18 protein-coding genes and 1 tRNA gene are annotated in these 15,865 nt (G+C 41.1%); 3 read left to right on the forward strand and 16 right to left on the reverse strand.

Going from position 1 to position 15,865, the window contains the following annotated elements; all coding sequences use genetic code 11:
• Positions 1-527: 527 nt before the first annotated feature.
• The 4 genes from BMZ78_RS06065 to BMZ78_RS06080 form a co-directional block, all read right to left on the reverse strand.
• Positions 528-1,988 (reverse strand): SEC-C domain-containing protein, encoded by a 1,461-nt coding sequence (locus tag BMZ78_RS06065; RefSeq protein WP_093228824.1) that lies wholly within the window; start codon positions 1,986-1,988, stop codon positions 528-530.
• 156 nt (positions 1,989-2,144) lie between these two features.
• A complete protein-coding gene (locus tag BMZ78_RS19350; protein ID WP_093228826.1) occupies positions 2,145-3,161 on the reverse strand; it encodes a 3D domain-containing protein in 1,017 nt (338 codons plus the stop codon).
• Between the two features lie 367 nt (positions 3,162-3,528).
• Entirely contained in the window at positions 3,529-4,533 is a 1,005-nt protein-coding gene (locus tag BMZ78_RS19355; RefSeq protein WP_175482326.1) for a 3D domain-containing protein, read from the reverse strand.
• Positions 4,534-4,630: 97 nt separating this feature from the next.
• On the reverse strand, positions 4,631-5,569 hold the full coding sequence (locus tag BMZ78_RS06080) for a VanW family protein (RefSeq protein ID WP_093228829.1): 939 nt from the start codon (positions 5,567-5,569) through the stop codon (positions 4,631-4,633).
• A 354-nt stretch (positions 5,570-5,923) separates the two neighbouring features.
• Here BMZ78_RS06080 and BMZ78_RS06085 point away from each other — a divergent pair, with 354 nt between their 5' ends.
• Together BMZ78_RS06085 and BMZ78_RS06090 are read left to right on the forward strand one after the other, a co-directional pair.
• Positions 5,924-7,267: a cytochrome ubiquinol oxidase subunit I gene (locus tag BMZ78_RS06085; protein ID WP_093228830.1), complete on the forward strand. Its 1,344-nt coding sequence runs from the start codon at positions 5,924-5,926 to the stop codon at positions 7,265-7,267.
• Between the two features lie 3 nt (positions 7,268-7,270).
• Positions 7,271-8,287: a cytochrome d ubiquinol oxidase subunit II gene (locus BMZ78_RS06090; RefSeq protein ID WP_093228832.1), complete on the forward strand. Its 1,017-nt coding sequence runs from the start codon at positions 7,271-7,273 to the stop codon at positions 8,285-8,287.
• Between the two features lie 336 nt (positions 8,288-8,623).
• Here BMZ78_RS06090 and BMZ78_RS06100 read toward each other — a convergent pair whose 3' ends face one another.
• The 12 genes from BMZ78_RS06100 to BMZ78_RS06150 all read right to left on the reverse strand — a co-directional run bounded on the left by BMZ78_RS06100 (position 8,624) and on the right by BMZ78_RS06150 (position 15,590).
• A complete protein-coding gene (locus BMZ78_RS06100; RefSeq protein WP_093228834.1) occupies positions 8,624-9,337 on the reverse strand; it encodes a gamma-glutamyl-gamma-aminobutyrate hydrolase family protein in 714 nt (237 codons plus the stop codon).
• Positions 9,338-9,434: 97 nt separating this feature from the next.
• Positions 9,435-9,659 (reverse strand): DUF378 domain-containing protein, encoded by a 225-nt coding sequence (locus BMZ78_RS06105; RefSeq protein ID WP_093228836.1) that lies wholly within the window; start codon positions 9,657-9,659, stop codon positions 9,435-9,437.
• Positions 9,660-9,793: 134 nt separating this feature from the next.
• Positions 9,794-10,900 carry a flavodoxin-dependent (E)-4-hydroxy-3-methylbut-2-enyl-diphosphate synthase gene (gene ispG, locus BMZ78_RS06110; protein WP_093228837.1) on the reverse strand — a complete coding sequence of 369 codons (1,107 nt, stop codon included), beginning with the start codon at positions 10,898-10,900 and terminating at the stop codon, positions 9,794-9,796.
• A 127-nt stretch (positions 10,901-11,027) separates the two neighbouring features.
• On the reverse strand, positions 11,028-11,189 hold the full coding sequence (locus tag BMZ78_RS18715) for a rhodanese-like domain-containing protein (protein WP_175482327.1): 162 nt from the start codon (positions 11,187-11,189) through the stop codon (positions 11,028-11,030).
• 2 nt (positions 11,190-11,191) lie between these two features.
• Positions 11,192-11,380: a YqzE family protein gene (locus BMZ78_RS06115; protein WP_093228839.1), complete on the reverse strand. Its 189-nt coding sequence runs from the start codon at positions 11,378-11,380 to the stop codon at positions 11,192-11,194.
• A gap of 80 nt (positions 11,381-11,460) precedes the next feature.
• Positions 11,461-11,841 carry a hypothetical protein gene (locus BMZ78_RS06120; RefSeq protein WP_093228840.1) on the reverse strand — a complete coding sequence of 127 codons (381 nt, stop codon included), beginning with the start codon at positions 11,839-11,841 and terminating at the stop codon, positions 11,461-11,463.
• Complete coding sequence (locus tag BMZ78_RS06125; RefSeq protein ID WP_175482328.1) at positions 11,828-12,361, reverse strand: ComGF family competence protein; 534 nt, start codon at positions 12,359-12,361, stop codon at positions 11,828-11,830. Before BMZ78_RS06125 ends, BMZ78_RS06120 begins: the two co-directional genes overlap by 14 nt.
• Positions 12,265-12,672, reverse strand: coding sequence for a type II secretion system protein (locus BMZ78_RS06130; RefSeq protein ID WP_093228843.1), 408 nt, complete (start codon positions 12,670-12,672; stop codon positions 12,265-12,267). The genes BMZ78_RS06125 and BMZ78_RS06130 overlap by 97 nt, the downstream gene beginning before the upstream one ends.
• The gene (locus tag BMZ78_RS06135) at positions 12,663-13,109 is read right to left on the reverse strand and encodes a GspH/FimT family pseudopilin (protein WP_093228845.1); all 447 of its coding nucleotides are present in this window, start codon (positions 13,107-13,109) and stop codon (positions 12,663-12,665) included. The genes BMZ78_RS06130 and BMZ78_RS06135 overlap by 10 nt, the downstream gene beginning before the upstream one ends.
• Positions 13,099-13,461: a competence type IV pilus major pilin ComGC gene (locus BMZ78_RS06140; RefSeq protein ID WP_093228846.1), complete on the reverse strand. Its 363-nt coding sequence runs from the start codon at positions 13,459-13,461 to the stop codon at positions 13,099-13,101. The genes BMZ78_RS06135 and BMZ78_RS06140 overlap by 11 nt, the downstream gene beginning before the upstream one ends.
• Positions 13,462-13,477: 16 nt before the next feature.
• Complete coding sequence (locus tag BMZ78_RS06145) at positions 13,478-14,509, reverse strand: type II secretion system F family protein (protein WP_093228848.1); 1,032 nt, start codon at positions 14,507-14,509, stop codon at positions 13,478-13,480.
• On the reverse strand, positions 14,490-15,590 hold the full coding sequence (locus BMZ78_RS06150) for a GspE/PulE family protein (protein ID WP_175482329.1): 1,101 nt from the start codon (positions 15,588-15,590) through the stop codon (positions 14,490-14,492). The genes BMZ78_RS06145 and BMZ78_RS06150 overlap by 20 nt, the downstream gene beginning before the upstream one ends.
• A gap of 149 nt (positions 15,591-15,739) precedes the next feature.
• On the opposite strand from BMZ78_RS06150, the gene BMZ78_RS06155 reads away from it, so the two are divergent.
• Positions 15,740-15,814 (forward strand) — tRNA-Gln (locus tag BMZ78_RS06155).
• The last annotated feature ends 51 nt before the right edge of the window (positions 15,815-15,865 follow it).

A 15,865-nucleotide genomic window follows, 5' to 3' on the forward strand; every position in this document is an offset into this window, starting at 1 on the left:
TCACATCTTATCATTCGTTAAACGTATGTTTATCCTGCCTTTCCTCCACTTTTTTACAAAAATGCCGTCTTGAAAGCCCACGGTTTGAATCGTGGGATGAAAGACGGCGTTGCTCGGTAATCCCTTCATGGGATTGCTAAGAGCAACAATTTTCTATATAATCAAACATACGAGCGGTGCTCATCCTACTGGTAGTAGGTCGAATGTTCCTGTGGACGTCATGGTACGAGGTTCTGGTAGCGAAAGGTCTCCTACCAGGTAAAACCATGAGAGTGAATGAAAGGAACTAGCATACTGGTAACAGGTATGCCGCCCATGTAGGTACATGCGGTCCAGTGCCGTAGAACTGCATGGGATGGGGTGATGACACACCCCTGAACTTGGGACTTGTCCGAAACAGAAATGGACTGAGGGCGCTAACGACCCAAGAATCCCACGGCTTCAGCCGTGTGGAGTGTCAAAAATCATACAATTAAAATCCATCAGCAAAAAAGACAGCCACCACTACCTCCTGTTGGCTGCCTTTTTTATTTATGTCCCAAAACTTGATTTTCATTGACGGATGTATCTAGTATGGTTACCATTGGATATAAATTATCCACATGAATAAAATAACAAGCATTTTTATCAAATTGTACCGTTCCTCTCACCCAAAAACGATAATCGGACCAGATGGTTGGAAATCCGCGAAGATGAATCGGTTTCCACTTATTTTTCACCAATAAGACAGGACCTGTAGAAGAGACAGCTAACATAAACATATCCGTTGTTGTTGAGTTCCCGTACTCTTCTCTTGCTGGATGCAGTCCATTTTCCATAATCCATCTTCTGGCTTCGATCGTTATAGGCAAAGCTCGGATCAATGAAATATATACCTTCTTAAATGTTAAATATATATCACTAATTCCTTGACTATATAACCAGCGAAAAAGATGTTTGGAAGTATTGAGGAATATTTTTGAGCCCATGGGTGTGGATTTGGCATGCTCCAAATACCAAACACCAAAATAATGACTTAAATAATCCTCGTTAAGAGAAGACCAGTCAAAAGATTGTCCAAAACGCAAGGAGAGATACTGATAAAGCATCTCTAGTGAGCGACTGTAAAAGGTTTGGGTGATTTTTTGCAGGGGTGTGACTTGTGTTACATAAAACTGCTCCAATTGCTGTATAATTTTGATAGGCAAACCAGGATGCTCCGATTTTTGCTCAACGGTTGGCCAAAGAAGTGCCTCTCTCATATTTTCAAACATTTCCGGAGAAGCAGAAACCATTTTTTCGATTTTCTCCAATTCTTTAGCCCGCTGGATCGACCAACCCAGTACTTTCCAGCCATGTTCCCTAGTAGATAAATCTTGATGCTCTTCATCCAGACGGTTGTATTTCTCTAGCTGCACGAGTATCTCCCCTCTCATCTCATGCATAAAAGATATAAAAGGTCCACAGATTTCATAGCGATTACCTACTCGAATCAAGCGGGTAAAGATCAATTTTCCTTTTGAAATGGCATGTTCTTTTATTACTTCATATTCTACCTGATCAGCTAGTGATCGGAAAACCATGCTTTCGTTTCCGACCTCTACCACTTCATAACAGGTAAACTTTGCCTCAAGTAAACTACGAACCACTCTCTCCTTTCCCCGTAGCTCGTCGCGTTTGGCCATCACCCAAAACTCTACGGGTCTTCTCTTTGAAATACAGGGTGCATCAAAAAGAAGCCATGATTGAAAAGAAGAAGAGAAATTTTGTGGGATGGATTGATCAGGTGGCAATTGCAGAAGCTCTTTAAAGTGCTGGATCCATTTTTGCTCTTCACTTTTCCAATACCCTTTAAACCACTTATTTAAATCCATTAAACATTCATTTTTCCACACTTTTTCTTTGTGTTCACGAATTTTCTCCGCTATCTGGATCGTAACAACTCTTTCACAACAGCTTTTATACACACGACCGCTACCACATGGACAAGGCTTGTTACGGCTTAACATGGATACACCTCAGACGCAGATTTCCTTTCTTCCAGTATATATGAAAATTTCTCATTAGACAAAGACATTTTAGAAAAGTATATCTAATTAAGACACTGTTTTTAGTAAAAAATGCCTGCAATGTGTAATACATTACAGGCATTTTATATGTATTATTTAGGCGGACAAATGTGTGAGATCATGCTTACGTCCCCAACTTCGTGCTTCAGCAGCACTTTCGACGAACACATCAACGATTTTCCCTTTAATCGCTCCACCCGTATCCAAAGCTTGACCCCAGCCATAGCCAGGAACATACACTTTCGAATAGAGCGGAATGACACTCGGATCAACAGCGATTACGCCACGACGAACGGGATGACCTGTTGCTGTCTTACTTCCAACACTTGGTTCATAAGCTGTCGCTTCAAATCCTGACATTAGCTTGCATCCTTGTTCATCCTGCGTGTTTTTGTCTTTATCCTTATCTTCGTCTTTCTCTTTTTCCTTTTTGGTACCGATTTTTATCACTTTATCTACCGGTTCTACTTTGGAAACCAGTTTCTTTTCGATTTGTGGTTTTCCGTCTTTCATGACCGGCTTGCCATTTTTATAGAGTGTGGTGACCTGGTATACCTCTTTGCCTTCTTTTCCCTTTACCTTTTCTACTTTTTTGCCTTCTTCCAGTTCAGGATCTTTTTCTTCTTTCACTTGATAAGGGATGGTTTTCACTACTTTACTAATTTTTGTTTCTACTTTTTCAACCGAGATGGTCATGCCATTCGTAATCTTCTGATTCAATGCAGGGCTTACTTGATCCCATTTACTCACTGAAACTTTTTGTGTTTGCAGGAAAGCCTCAACCGTTTGGGCTGTCGTTTTAAACTTCCCTTTTTCTTTCCCATTTTCTTTTAATGTCACTTCACAGTTACATGTGAGAGTAACCTTGGTATCTTTGCCTAACTTTTGATCCCATGGTACGCTTGGAGTATATTGCTTCTTCATTTGCTCCACATTTTGGCCTTCGCTGGCCAATGCATCTGACAGTGTATCGTAAAATCCACTGATTTGAAGCTCATCTGTCCGATCGCTAAAACGAACCTCTACCTCTTTCTCCATCGCAAATGCAGCAGCTGTACCAGATACCAGAACAACAAACAGCACCGCAATCCCGATGATTAAACTTTTCTTCATCACATTCCCCCTGGTAAGTCAAAATTCGCAATCACAGGAATTTTTTTACTTAAACCAATTGATCGGTGATAAAGGATCAAGCGAACCCTGGGAATTGAGCAACTATTTGTATTTTATACCATTAATAATGTTCGAACAAGCAAAGAGAATTCAGTTTGGCTGATCTCAACAGAATTGCAACAAAGCTTTCGTCATTTCGACAAAAACTAATACAAAAAATACCTGTAATGTTTTCTTATTACAAGAAGGTTGTTGACAAAGTGCTTATGCAAACAGCGTTTTGGATGCTTATTTATCAACAGTCTCCCTATAACACCGATCACTACAGGTATCATATGCATCTTAAACGAATCCGTGATTCCAAATTTTATTTGGGTGGACATACTTTTATCGTTTTTATCGGTTTACCCCAAGCCAATGCTTCACGTTTGGATTCCATAAATACATCAATAATATTTCCTTTAATTCGACCACCCGTATCCAGCGCTTCACCCCAGCCATATCCAGGTACATAAATACGGGAATGCAAAGGAATCACTTTTGGATCCACAGCTATGGCTCCTCTTCGAACCGGTTCACCTGAATAAGTGATATTTTCTCCAGGATAGTAAGTATAAGCAGTCACTTCCGCCTTCATCTGACGGCAGCCTTTCTCATCTGCTGCAGTTTGCATGTCCGGTTTTATTTTTTTATTTATTCCGATTTTAACGACTTTATCTACCGCTTCCACTTTTTTCACTAACTTTTTGGTTACTACCGGTTTACCATTTTCAACAATCGGTTGATTCTTTTTATATAATGTCGTCACCTGATAAACTTCTTTTCCTTCTTTTCCTTTGATTTTTACTTCCTCTTCCCCATAAGGTAGTGTTGGATCTTTTATTTTTTTGATTTGATAAGGAATGGTTTTAACTTCTTTCTTTACTTTTTTCTCAGCCCGATCTAAATAAATAGTCATATTATTCTTTATTTTTTGATTCGCAGCTGGCCATACTTTATCATATTTGGTTAATTGGATCTGCTTTGTCTGCAGAAATTGATCCACCGTTGAAGCCGTAGTCTTAAACTTTCCTTTTACCTGACCATTTTCGATCATGGTTACCTCACAATGACATGTAAGAAGAACCTTCATTTCATCCTTTAACGATTGATTCCAAGGTACACTGGGTCTATACTCACTTTTTAATTTTTTCAGATTGTATCCTTTGCTGGCCAACGCTTCTGACAGCGTTTCGTAATATCCACTGATTTGGATCTCTTCTGGCCGATCACTAAACACTACCTTCACCTTTTTTTCCATGGCTAGAGCTACAGCCGTACCTCCCAATAAAGCGGCTGCTATGATCAGGCTTATGATTATTCGCCTGTTCATCACATCCCCCCTCATCGATTTGTCGTTAGGAAGTAACGGCTGTTATTATAACAAAGTTTTTATATTAATTCTATGAAAAAGACAAAATAGATAAGAATTACCATATTATTTCCTTATTTTTCATTCCAAAACCGATTAATCTGGGGGGAAGTGGGACTTTTCTAGGCACATGAGTGATGGTTTTGGGACCATAAATTTGAATGGTAATTTTACCATGTCTCACCTTTGAAACGATTAGAACAGGCTCATTGAGCTGATTTTGAAAACGAAAGTCAGGGCCTCCCCATGATACAGTCGCATCTCGATTTTTGGGTACATAAGCTACTTCCTTACTGTGACTGACTTGCTCGATAATCTTCAACCCTGCCTGATCCACACTATTAAACAGCGTTGAGGATGTTTGACAGATTCCTCCTCCTATTCCTTCACTATACTCCCCTTTTACAATAATCGTTGCTACTTGATAACCACGCTCAAGCGAACGTACTCCCACTACCTTGTTAAATGAAAAAATTTCACCTGGTAGAACAATATGATGGTCGATCGCTTTTGATGATAAATAAATGTTATGAGCTCGGTTTTTATTTTCTTCATCAAAAAAAGTACTATAGGATCCTAGCTTTTTTTCCTTTAATTTCTTCAGCTTCTCGGTGGTTAATAAAGGCTTCGTATAGATAACGGGTAATTTTAAACGCTTATTCATATATTCATGAATATGATCTAACCAATTTTCAATTTGTTTTCGGTCTACTTTTCTGCCTAACTGATGTGGAACAATTTGTTGATTGCGAAATGTAGCCGATTTTGGTGGACGATTCACTTCTTTTTCTACGACCAAATAAAGCCAGCTACGAAATGCCTGGCGATCCAATGTTGTTGGGTCAATTCCATCAAATCCTACATCACTTAACGAAAGAGTCCATTCCTGATCCTGAAAATGTAATGTGAAATAGGGTGAACCTGAAAAAGATGAAAACGATGACATGGGACTCATTTGCGTAAAAAGTAACACAGTAAGTAGAATCCGAACGAGCATTTACATCACTTCCTTCTCCAATAGTTTGCATCAAAGAAGGAAGGGTTAAACCAACAATGAGGATATAAATTGAATTTATACTCCAGTTTGTTGACAAAATCTTCTTTTTAAGGCTTGGGCTCTTTTTCGTTTCAATTTTGATCCTGCAAGCAAAAGCCATTCAGTTAAAAATGGAACCCCAAACAGATATAAATGATTTTATACCCTATTATGTGAAATGATAAACTTTTCAACGGCTTATTTCACTGAAATTGTGAACTTTATTCGACAAAGTTTGTGAAATGATATTCAATTTCACTCCTGTTGTATATGATACAGGTGAAAGGAAAAAAAGATTAAGGGAGGCCGAAATATATGGATTCGGTCATGTGGAGTCGGCTGCTTACTGCCGAAACATTAGGATTTCATATAATTTGGGCCACAATCGGGGTAGGTGTCCCTGTTTTTATCTCACTCGCTGAAGGGTGGGGGATTTATAAAAAAGATCCACATTATATACTGATGGCGAAAAGGTGGACACGCGGCTTCGTCATCACTGTCGCTGTAGGAGTCGTTACAGGAACATGTATTGGCTTAATGCTTTCGATGCTTTGGCCTCAATTTATGAAATTGGTCGGCAACGTCATTAGCTTGCCTCTCTTTTTAGAAACATTTGCTTTCTTCTTTGAAGCTATCTTTTTAGGCATTTATTTATATACCTGGGATCGTTTCAAAAATCCGGTTTATCACTGGCTGACCTCGATCCCTGTCATTCTCGGTTCAACACTATCGGCTGTATTTATCACAACCGTCAACGCATTTATGAATACACCAGCAGGTGTAAAATATAACCCCGTAACAGGAAAAATCTCGGATATCGACCCGATTGCTGCCATGTTTAACCCTTCCACTCCTAGCCAAGTCGCTCATGTCGTTTCGTCTGCTTACCTGACATGCGGCTTTCTGCTTGGAGGGATCGCTGCTTATCATTTATTGAAAAACCGAAATCATGACTATTACAAAAAAGCTTTACGCCTAACCATGTCTGTCGGTTTTATCTTGGCCATTTTGACCTTGGTCGCTGGTGATATTTCAGGAAAGTTTCTTGCGAAACACCAACCGGCCAAATTGGCGGCGGCCGAGTGGCACTTTGAAACACAAACGAAAGCGCCTTTGATATTTGGTGGAGTATTGGATGAAGAAACACTGGAAGTAAAATACGGGATCAGGATCCCTTATGCACTTAGCATTCTCGCTCACAATACACCCCATGGCAAAGTGATAGGCCTAAATGATATTCCGAAGGATCAATGGCCACCTCTATATATTCACTATCTATTTGACATGATGGTCGCTATTGGCTTTTATCTGATTATTGTTTCGGGCTTGTTTGTCTGGAACTGGATTCGCAAACGTGGAAACGAATGGAACAAGTGGATCCTTCGAGCCATTGTTTTGGGAGCACCACTCTCTTTTGTGGCGATTGAAACAGGTTGGATTTATGCAGAAGTGGGCAGACAGCCATGGATTATTACCGGGATGATGCGAGTAAAAGATGCAGCAACAACTGCCCAGCATGTGGATACAATGTTTGTGTTGTTTACGACCTTGTATATCGCTTTAACGCTCATTTCCATAGCGGTACTCATTCGCCTGTTCCGTAACAAAACGCCAGAAAACGAATTACATCATATGCAGTTCCCAGTCAGGGAGGGATGACCCATGTCGCTAGAACTCATTGGGATTACTGTACTTTGGACGTTTTTATTCGGGTACTTGATTATTGCTTCCATCGATTTTGGAGCCGGTTTCTTTAGTTACTACAGCATGCTGACCCAAAAAGAGCATATTATCAATCAAATCATAGATCGATATCTCTCGCCTGTCTGGGAAGTGACCAACGTCTTTCTCGTCTTTTTCTTTGTGGGGCTTGTCGGATTTTTTCCGGATACAGCGTATTATTATGGTACAGCGCTGTTAATACCAGGTGGAGTTGCTTTACTGCTCCTCTCCATTCGTGGTTCTTTTTACGCATTCGCCAATTATGGAGCGCGAAAAAGCCGTATCTATATGTTTTTGTATGGATTGACAGGCCTATTCATTCCAGCCTCGTTATCAACCGTTTTAACCATATCGGAAGGCGGTTTTATTGAAAAGACAAATCAAGGTATTCATTTTCATGCCGACCGCTTGTTTACCAGTCCTTATTCCTGGTCCGTCGTTTTTCTTGCTCTCGTTAGCGTATTATATATTAGTGCAAGTTTTCTAACGTATTATGCAGATAAAGCACAAGATACAAAAGCTCGTGAATTACTAAGAACGTACGCCCTATGGTGGAGCGGGCCAACCATTTTGGCAAGTTTGCTTGTTTTTTGGGGGATTTCCAGGCATAATCCTGCTCACTTTCATTCTATGTTAAATATCTCGTGGATGTTTGTCGCTTCTTTCCTCTGTTTTCTTGTTGCGGTGTTCTTGATGTGGAAAAAAAGAGCCTTTGGAGTCGCTTTTATCTTTGTGATGTTCCAATTTGCCTTTGCGTTCTATGGTTATGGATATGCCCATTTACCCTATCTCCTTTACCCATATGTCACGATCCAAAGTGCATTAACGAATTCCACGATGGGTTGGGCACTTGTGATTGCTTTTATTGCTGGTCTGTTATTGCTTATTCCATCCCTTTACTTGCTGATGCGTTTGTTCCTGTTCAATGCAAAATATGTTCGCGGGCAAAGTAAATAGAAATCGGTACTCTGTCTCACAGGAAGATTACAAAACCAAACTAAAATGGGCTGACTCAAAAGAATAAGAGTCAGCCCATTTTCCATTCAGTTAACCCTATAAGAGGGATGAAAATATAAAGCGGAGGGATGGGTTCCTTACGAAGTGACTGTGATGGTACAGAAGTCGTCACGGAGGAAGGAACCCATTCGAAGCGCGGAAGAAACGTATCCATATTTTCAGGATAGTCTTCACTACTCTGAATCAAGAGTAGCTCTTTTGTTAATCTTGTATAACATGGTTCCTTATTCATTGTCGCCTTCATTAAAATATGCAAAAATTGCGTATCTAAAAAAACTATGCATAGCTTTTCTTCATACATGCTTCCACCAAAGCCAAAAATAATTTTTTCGCAAAAGGATCTGTTTCAACCATACATTCAGGATGCCACTGTACACCCAAAACAAAAGAATCCTCTGTACTTTCAATCGCCTCGATCACTCCATCCAATGCTTTTGCAGATGAAACCAAATTTTTTCCTGGATTGCGCACAGCCTGATGATGGAAACTATTGACACGCAAAGTTGTTTTCCCTAAAATGCGGGCCAATAGCGATTTCTCGTCCACTTGAATCGAATGGGTAGGATAAGAGCGTGGCGCTTCTTGTTGATGCTTGATAAGCAATTCTTTTTGCGAATGAAGATCCTGGTACAAATCTCCTCCCAATGCAACATTTAGCACTTGGCATCCTCGACAAATGGCCAACAATGGTTTTTTTAACGCCAGGCTTAACCGAACCAGTTCCAGTTCCGACTGATCCCGGTCTGGATCAATTTCACCCAAGCCCACATGTGGCTCTTCACCAAAAAACGACGGATCCATATCTCCGCCTCCAGATAAAATAAGCCCATCCACTTGATGCATCACTTTTTCCAGTTGCCTGCTCTCTAACAAATGGGGAATAAGAATGGGGACACCTCCGGCTTTGATAACAGCATCTGTATAGTAACGACTCAGACAAAACCGACTTTCCTGGTCGAAAGAGAGAGTTATGCCAATAAGAGGAACCATGTCATGTCACCTTCGATTCGCTTTTTTCCCAACATATTCATTCAACAAAAAAAGCGATACCTAGCTCAGCCGAGCTCATGTACCGCTTCCTCTCAATTTATTTTTCAGATCCAGTTTTGGCTGGAACCCGCTCACCAAAGAAAAATTTAATCGCATAGAACCCAGCGATTCCAATCAATGAATAGACTAGGCGAGAAAGTGGAGAAGATGATCGAACCACATCTCCACCAAAAATGGCAGCAACCAGATCCCATTGGAATAAACCAACAAGCAACCAGTTAATGGCACCAATAATAACCAAAGATAATGCAAATCGCTCCATGATTGTTCCTCCTTCCAGCAAGGATCAATCATAGTATGTGAGCACAGCATCTGCATTATCCATTGGTTATATTCAGCTTCTTTGCGTGTCGCGATTATTTCATCTCATTTTTACAGTTTCTTTGGGCGATAATCTCAGGGGTTTACCGTTTTTTTTCCGGCAATTGTTCCATATCTTTTATATTCTTCTGCGAGTTTGTCAATCTCTTTTTTCAGTTCTTGTACCATCTCTTTTTCCGGGATTTTACGAACAATATCTCCATGCCTAAATAACAAGCCTTCCCCACGTGCACCTGCAATACCGATATCTGCTTCTTTGGCTTCACCTGGACCATTCACTGCACAACCAAGTACAGATACTTTAATGGGTGCTTGAATTTTGGAGATATATTCTTCCACTTCATTGGCAATACTAATTAAGTCAATTTCAATCCGCCCACAAGTTGGACATGAAATCAGAGTAGCCGCATTCGCTGCTAATCCAAAGGCTTTGAGAAGCTCACGGGCTACTTTTACCTCTTCAACGGGATCCGCACTCAAGGAGATGCGAATCGTTGAGCCAATTCCCATCGCCAAAAGTGCACCAAGTCCTGCAGCACTCTTAACCGTTCCGGAAAACAACGTTCCAGATTCGGTAATCCCCAAATGTAGAGGATAATTAAATGTTTCTGCAGCTTTGCGATAAGCTTCAATCGCCAGACGCACATCAGATGCCTTGAGTGAAACGACAATATCATGGAAGTCCAATTCTTCCAAAATGCCAATATGGTACAAAGCACTTTCTACCATACCCTCTGCGGTTGGGTAACCATACTTCTCTAAGATCCGCTTTTCCAAGGAACCAGCATTGACTCCAATACGTATTGGAATTCCACGTTCTTTCGCCGCTTTGACGACAGCTTCCACTTTTTCTCTTTTACCTATGTTTCCAGGGTTAATTCGGATTTTATCAATACCACCCTCAATTGCTTTCAACGCCAAGCGATAATCAAAGTGAATATCCGCTACCAATGGAATGGAAATTTCTTTTTTGATTTCCGGAATCGCTTCTGCTGCTCGCATATCTGGACACGCTACACGGACAATCTGGCACCCGGCTTCAGTCAAACGGTGAATCTCCTCAACGGTTGCTTTTACATCATGGGTTTTGGTTGTAGTCATACTTTGAATAACCACTTGATCATTTCCACCAATTTGTACATTTCCCACCATGACAGGTCTTGTTTGTGTACGATGATACATGAAGCAATCGCCCCTTCAATCATTGCATCCTATATATCATGCATTCATTCTCAAATGATAAAATGAACTGATTACGCCCTACAGTATAACATATCTATGCAAACAAAAAAGGAGCGATCTGCTCCATTTAAGAAATTTCACTTTTTGTTTCTTTATGGATATAAGCAATCACAGCTGTATGACCTTGCACCAATTGGTTCAGTTCCTGTTCAAACTTGGTGATTTTATCCAGAATGTTTGGGTATTGCTGTACATCCAGCAATTGAAAGGGGCGCCTTTGCTGTTCCATTTTTATCCACCTCGAATGCGTGAGCGTTGTTTTGTTACATACATCTTGATCGAAAACGGAATAAGTCCAAACCAGCGAACAGACCAAAGTTCTTTTTGTGATTGTTTTGTTTCCTTTCGCTCCTGTTTGGGTGTCTCCATATACCAAATCATTCTTCCTAACAAATAGCTGATCCATTCTTTAAAGGACATCCTTACCCACCTCATCCTGTAGGATGCCCGATTGAATGAGAAGATAAACCACTGATAATGATATGCTTTTTCATGCCACCTTACCGAACCCATCGTAAAATTTCCAGTGTATTCTCATCCAGATAAACAGTAATGGTTTGTGATACACCATAACGGGCAAAAGCAGTGGCACTGATTTGCCATTGGTTCAACTGGTTTACCCGCTTCACCTGGGTAAGGACGCGAATCCTGTCAATCTCTCTCTCTTCCATGTGTATATCATTGTTTTTTTTAGACAAACGTAACTGTCTCCATGCGATTCCACTTTCTGCAGCATACTGGGCTCTTACTGCTTCGACATACAAACGATGGGCTTGCTGACTGCGAACAATTTGCCCAATCATGGCCGTAAATAGCACAAACAACAGAAAAGAAATGGCCAAAACCGTAGGAAGCGCGATCCCCCGTTCAGTTTCTTGCACCGCTAACCCGGCTCCTTCCATGAATATATATCTTCATCTCCAAATCGGCCGACCAGCTTTGCAGCCCTACATCCAGAAGAACACCCGATTTATCAGGAATAAACAAGATTAAATAGACATGCTGTAACAATATCATCGTACCTTTAAAATGTTTTTCATTCGCTTTTTTAACTCGGCGAATCACTTGCCTGTTCTTCTGCTCATAACGAATCGTTTCTCCACTCGGAAGCTCAAATAAAAGAGCTCCGTTTTCGGTACGAAAATGAGCTCCCTGTTTTACTTCGTTTTGTACATACGAAAGAAAAGCACGATATTCCATCAGCAAGCGATCCTTTTCGAGCAACTTTCTGATTTCCTGTTCCCATGTTTGTGCACACAAAAAGAGAGCCGGAAAAAGCAGGAGGAGGATCGACAATGCGATGGTCAGTTCAATATAGGTAAATCCCCGTTCGTTTTTAAAGGAATAAACCGATGTGTTCGTAGACGGATTTTCCTGACTTGACCGGATTGTTTTTTCCATTGTACCTCCACATCTATCTGCCATAATCCAGACGGAATTTTTCTAATCTGCCAATGCAATTGATAGGATCTCTGTTGATAAGAGGGGCTTTTTTTCACTTCCTGCCCTTTCATTTCCACTGGTTGCTGCTCCGCAACCATTCTCTCCATTTTCTCCTGCAAAAAGGCATGGGCTTCTGCCTCCAGCAAACGATCACTCACTTCTTGCTTTAAATTCAAGAAAATCGGAATCGAAAAAGATGCCAATAGTCCAAAAATCATCAGCGATGTGACTATCTCTGCCAAAGTAAACCCTTTTTCATTTACTTCCATTCAAGCTCCACCTTTGGCCGTCCAGAAGCAACCTGTACAATAATCTTTCCAACCATGATCTCACCTTGTAGCAAGCGAATCGTCCCGCCAACCGCCTGTCCTGTTTCACGAAAATAAAGGCTCTGATTGGGAAAATTGGTTTGAATGCGGTAGTTTGCAGGTAGTTTCGTTCGGTGTAAATAGCGTTTTTCCTGTACAATTTGAAGCATATCCGGCGAAAACTCAATTTTCACCTCTTTTTGACGACTGAGCGCTTCCATTTGTGCCAGCTGGATATCTGAAGACAACAAATCCAGTAGCAGCGCTTGTTCCACTCTCTTTCCCATTTCACTTACCGCAGGAACGGCCAGCAGTAACAAACAACTTAAGATGATGAGTGTCAATAGCAATTCAACGACTGTCCATCCTGCCTCCATCTGATTTTTTTTACTTTCCATCCTTTTCACATGTCACCCGTTTGTCATTCGAAACGTGAGGAGATGGATTAATGACATATTTTCCTTTCCCGCCTGGACATGTAGGCACTGAACGGAGAAACTTCCGCTTTACCAGTTCATCCACCGAAGACGGATATTCTCCATATTCAAGATAATAATTGTCTGCCTGTGCGCTAATCAATTTACGATTCACTTCATCCGCCCGATCTCTAGCTGTTTCACCTGCTGATTTTAGGTTGGGTAAAGCAATCGCAATGATCAGGCCAATAATAAACAAAACCACGAGCATTTCCACTAAGGTAAAACCCTGTTCATTCTCCATTTTTCCCTTGCGTTTCATTCGATGACTCATTCCTTTTTCCTTTTATTCATAATCCCTTGACCAGCTGTAACATCGGCAAAAACAGCGTAATGACCGTAATTGATATAAAAATGCCGATGGCAAAGATAAAAATAGGCTCCAAACTACGTGTCCATTGCTCCATTCGATCTTTGATGACCATCTCTGTTCCTCTGGCAAAATGAAGTAAGGATTCAGCCAATCGTCCAGACGCTTCTCCCAGGGCGATCATTTTGGAAAAGGTAGGCAGAAAAACGACAGATGTTTCTTCTATTGCCTGAAAAAAAGGGAAACCTTGTTCGACTTTCTTTTGCATTTGCCTGATCTGTATCGACAGGTAAGCCCAGGGAGATAAAGATTCCATCAGTTCCCATGCTCTAAGCAGTGGAACTCCTGCCTTCAACAGAGAACCTAGCTGGATGGCGATATAATGGGTAAAGCGAAACTGTCTGTACCTCTTGACAATCGGAAGTCGAAACAGGATTCGATCCCAAAACATCCCCTGCTTCTTCACGGTTATTCCGATCAAAATGGCAAACAGGATTGTACCCAGGAGGCACCACACCAGCACATTCATCCCATTAAAAATCGTTAGCATCCACTTTGTCATTGGTGGCAATTCAATTCCCATCGTTTCATATAAAACTTGAAATCGTGGCAAAACGACTGTCATCAAAAATAGAAATGCACTGAATACCAATAAAAGAACCATAAACGGATAGGTAGACGCCCGCTTCAGATCCCGTTTAAACTTGGACCGTGCACGATAATAAGCCTCACACTGCTTAAAACCAAAGGAATAATCGCCATGTTCCTCAGCGGCTCGAATAAATGATACGAATAAATCCGGAAATGATTCTGCTTTTAATGAATCTGACAAACTCCTCCCATTTTCCAAATGTTTTCTCACTTGCTCGCTCAATCGCTCCGAAACCACTTTCTGCTCTGCCAGGATTGCCAAACTGGGTACGAGCGGAATACCGCTCTGTAATAAATGAACCAACTGACCACTAAACAGAACCAGTTGCTCTGATGACCACTTACTCCAACTCTTCCACATAATCAACCACCCGATAATATTCCTCCATGTTCGTGATTCCTTGATGTACCTTTTTCAATGCTGCTTCACGCAATGAAGAAATTCCCTGTTTTCGAAACAGTTGACGCATTGAAGCGAGAGAAGCTGTCTCCATAATCAGCTGTTGGAATTGTTCACATGTCACGACCATTTCAAATACACCCGTTCTACCTAAATAACCGGTATGTTGGCAATGAACACATTTCTGCCCCAAACAATGGATACATTTCAGACGAATAAGCCGCTGGGCAATGACTCCCCTTAAAGCAGCAGCTACCCGATATGGCTCCATTTTCATATCCAACAGTCGCATGACTGCGCTGGCACAATCGGCTGTATGTAACGTCGATAACACCAGATGCCCTGTTAATGCTGCGCCAATAGCAATCTCTGCTGTTTCACTGTCCCGAATTTCTCCGATCATGATCACATTGGGATCTTGTCGCAACACAGCTCTTAACCCCGTCGAAAAAGTGAGTCCGGCTTTCGGGTGAATCTGTACCTGGTTGACTCCTGGAATCTGAAGCTCGATAGGATCTTCCAATGTGACAATATTCAGATGCTCATGATTCAGCCGTTGTAAAATCGCGTACAAGGTTGTTGTTTTTCCTGATCCTGTAGGCCCCGTGACAATCAGCAGTCCGCTTTCCTGGCGAATCAGCCTTTCCAATTGTTCGCATTCTTCCTGTTCGATCCCGAGCTGGTCCAAGGTAATGGGTTCAAATTGATTCCGAAACATGCGCAATACGATTTTTTCACCATGTAATGTAGGCAATGTAGAAATCCGTACATCATAATGAACGCCTTCTTGGGTTAACGTCATCGCTCCATCTTGTGGAATTCTCCTCTCTCCAATATCCAAATGCCCCATGATCTTTATGCGAGAAAGAACAGCAGATGTGAATTCAAGAGGAATCTCATCCGTCTGAATGAGAAATCCATCAATTCGTTGTCGTATTCTCAAACAATCAGCTTGTGGCTCAATATGAATATCACTCGCCCGATTGCCTATAGCCTCCACTAACAAATCTGTAATATAGCTCACGACATCCAACCAACCCACCCACCCTCTTTTGTTTGTTGACTGGAATATAGGTCATTTCGATCTTTTCTTTCAAAAATCTTCCTTTTTTACAATTATTTTCATTTTTCTTTTTCGTCTTCATATGCATATGTTTTTCCTGTCTGCACATAATAGTAACAGTTCAGTAATGGGAAGTAGCCAAGTGGTAAGGCAACGGACTTTGACTCCGTCATGCGCAGGTTCGAATCCTGCCTTCCCAGCCAACAACCACAAGCATTTTTTCGCTTGTGGTTTTATTTTTAATGCAAAGGAAC

This window comes from Thermoflavimicrobium dichotomicum, assembly GCF_900114055.1.
Classification (GTDB): Bacteria; Bacillota; Bacilli; order Thermoactinomycetales; family Thermoactinomycetaceae; genus Thermoflavimicrobium; species Thermoflavimicrobium dichotomicum.

What these genes read in the sequence shown, in the direction of transcription:
- BMZ78_RS06065 (WP_093228824.1), bottom strand. Translation starts at nt 1,988, where the DNA reads ATGTTAAGCCGTAACAAGCCTTGTCCATGTGGTAGCGGTCGTGTGTAT.
- BMZ78_RS19350 (WP_093228826.1), bottom strand. Translation starts at nt 3,161, where the DNA reads ATGAAGAAAAGTTTAATCATCGGGATTGCGGTGCTGTTTGTTGTTCTG.
- BMZ78_RS19355 (WP_175482326.1), bottom strand. Translation starts at nt 4,533, where the DNA reads ATGAACAGGCGAATAATCATAAGCCTGATCATAGCAGCCGCTTTATTG.
- BMZ78_RS06080 (WP_093228829.1), bottom strand. Translation starts at nt 5,569, where the DNA reads ATGCTCGTTCGGATTCTACTTACTGTGTTACTTTTTACGCAAATGAGT.
- BMZ78_RS06085 (WP_093228830.1), top strand. Translation starts at nt 5,924, where the DNA reads ATGGATTCGGTCATGTGGAGTCGGCTGCTTACTGCCGAAACATTAGGA.
- BMZ78_RS06090 (WP_093228832.1), top strand. Translation starts at nt 7,271, where the DNA reads ATGTCGCTAGAACTCATTGGGATTACTGTACTTTGGACGTTTTTATTC.
- BMZ78_RS06100 (WP_093228834.1), bottom strand. Translation starts at nt 9,337, where the DNA reads ATGGTTCCTCTTATTGGCATAACTCTCTCTTTCGACCAGGAAAGTCGG.
- BMZ78_RS06105 (WP_093228836.1), bottom strand. Translation starts at nt 9,659, where the DNA reads ATGGAGCGATTTGCATTATCTTTGGTTATTATTGGTGCCATTAACTGG.
- ispG (WP_093228837.1), bottom strand. Translation starts at nt 10,900, where the DNA reads ATGTATCATCGTACACAAACAAGACCTGTCATGGTGGGAAATGTACAA.
- BMZ78_RS18715 (WP_175482327.1), bottom strand. Translation starts at nt 11,189, where the DNA reads ATGGAACAGCAAAGGCGCCCCTTTCAATTGCTGGATGTACAGCAATAC.
- BMZ78_RS06115 (WP_093228839.1), bottom strand. Translation starts at nt 11,380, where the DNA reads ATGTCCTTTAAAGAATGGATCAGCTATTTGTTAGGAAGAATGATTTGG.
- BMZ78_RS06125 (WP_175482328.1), bottom strand. Translation starts at nt 12,361, where the DNA reads ATGGAAAAAACAATCCGGTCAAGTCAGGAAAATCCGTCTACGAACACA.
- BMZ78_RS06130 (WP_093228843.1), bottom strand. Translation starts at nt 12,672, where the DNA reads ATGGAAGTAAATGAAAAAGGGTTTACTTTGGCAGAGATAGTCACATCG.
- BMZ78_RS06135 (WP_093228845.1), bottom strand. Translation starts at nt 13,109, where the DNA reads ATGGAAAGTAAAAAAAATCAGATGGAGGCAGGATGGACAGTCGTTGAA.
- BMZ78_RS06140 (WP_093228846.1), bottom strand. Translation starts at nt 13,461, where the DNA reads ATGAGTCATCGAATGAAACGCAAGGGAAAAATGGAGAATGAACAGGGT.
- BMZ78_RS06145 (WP_093228848.1), bottom strand. Translation starts at nt 14,509, where the DNA reads ATGTGGAAGAGTTGGAGTAAGTGGTCATCAGAGCAACTGGTTCTGTTT.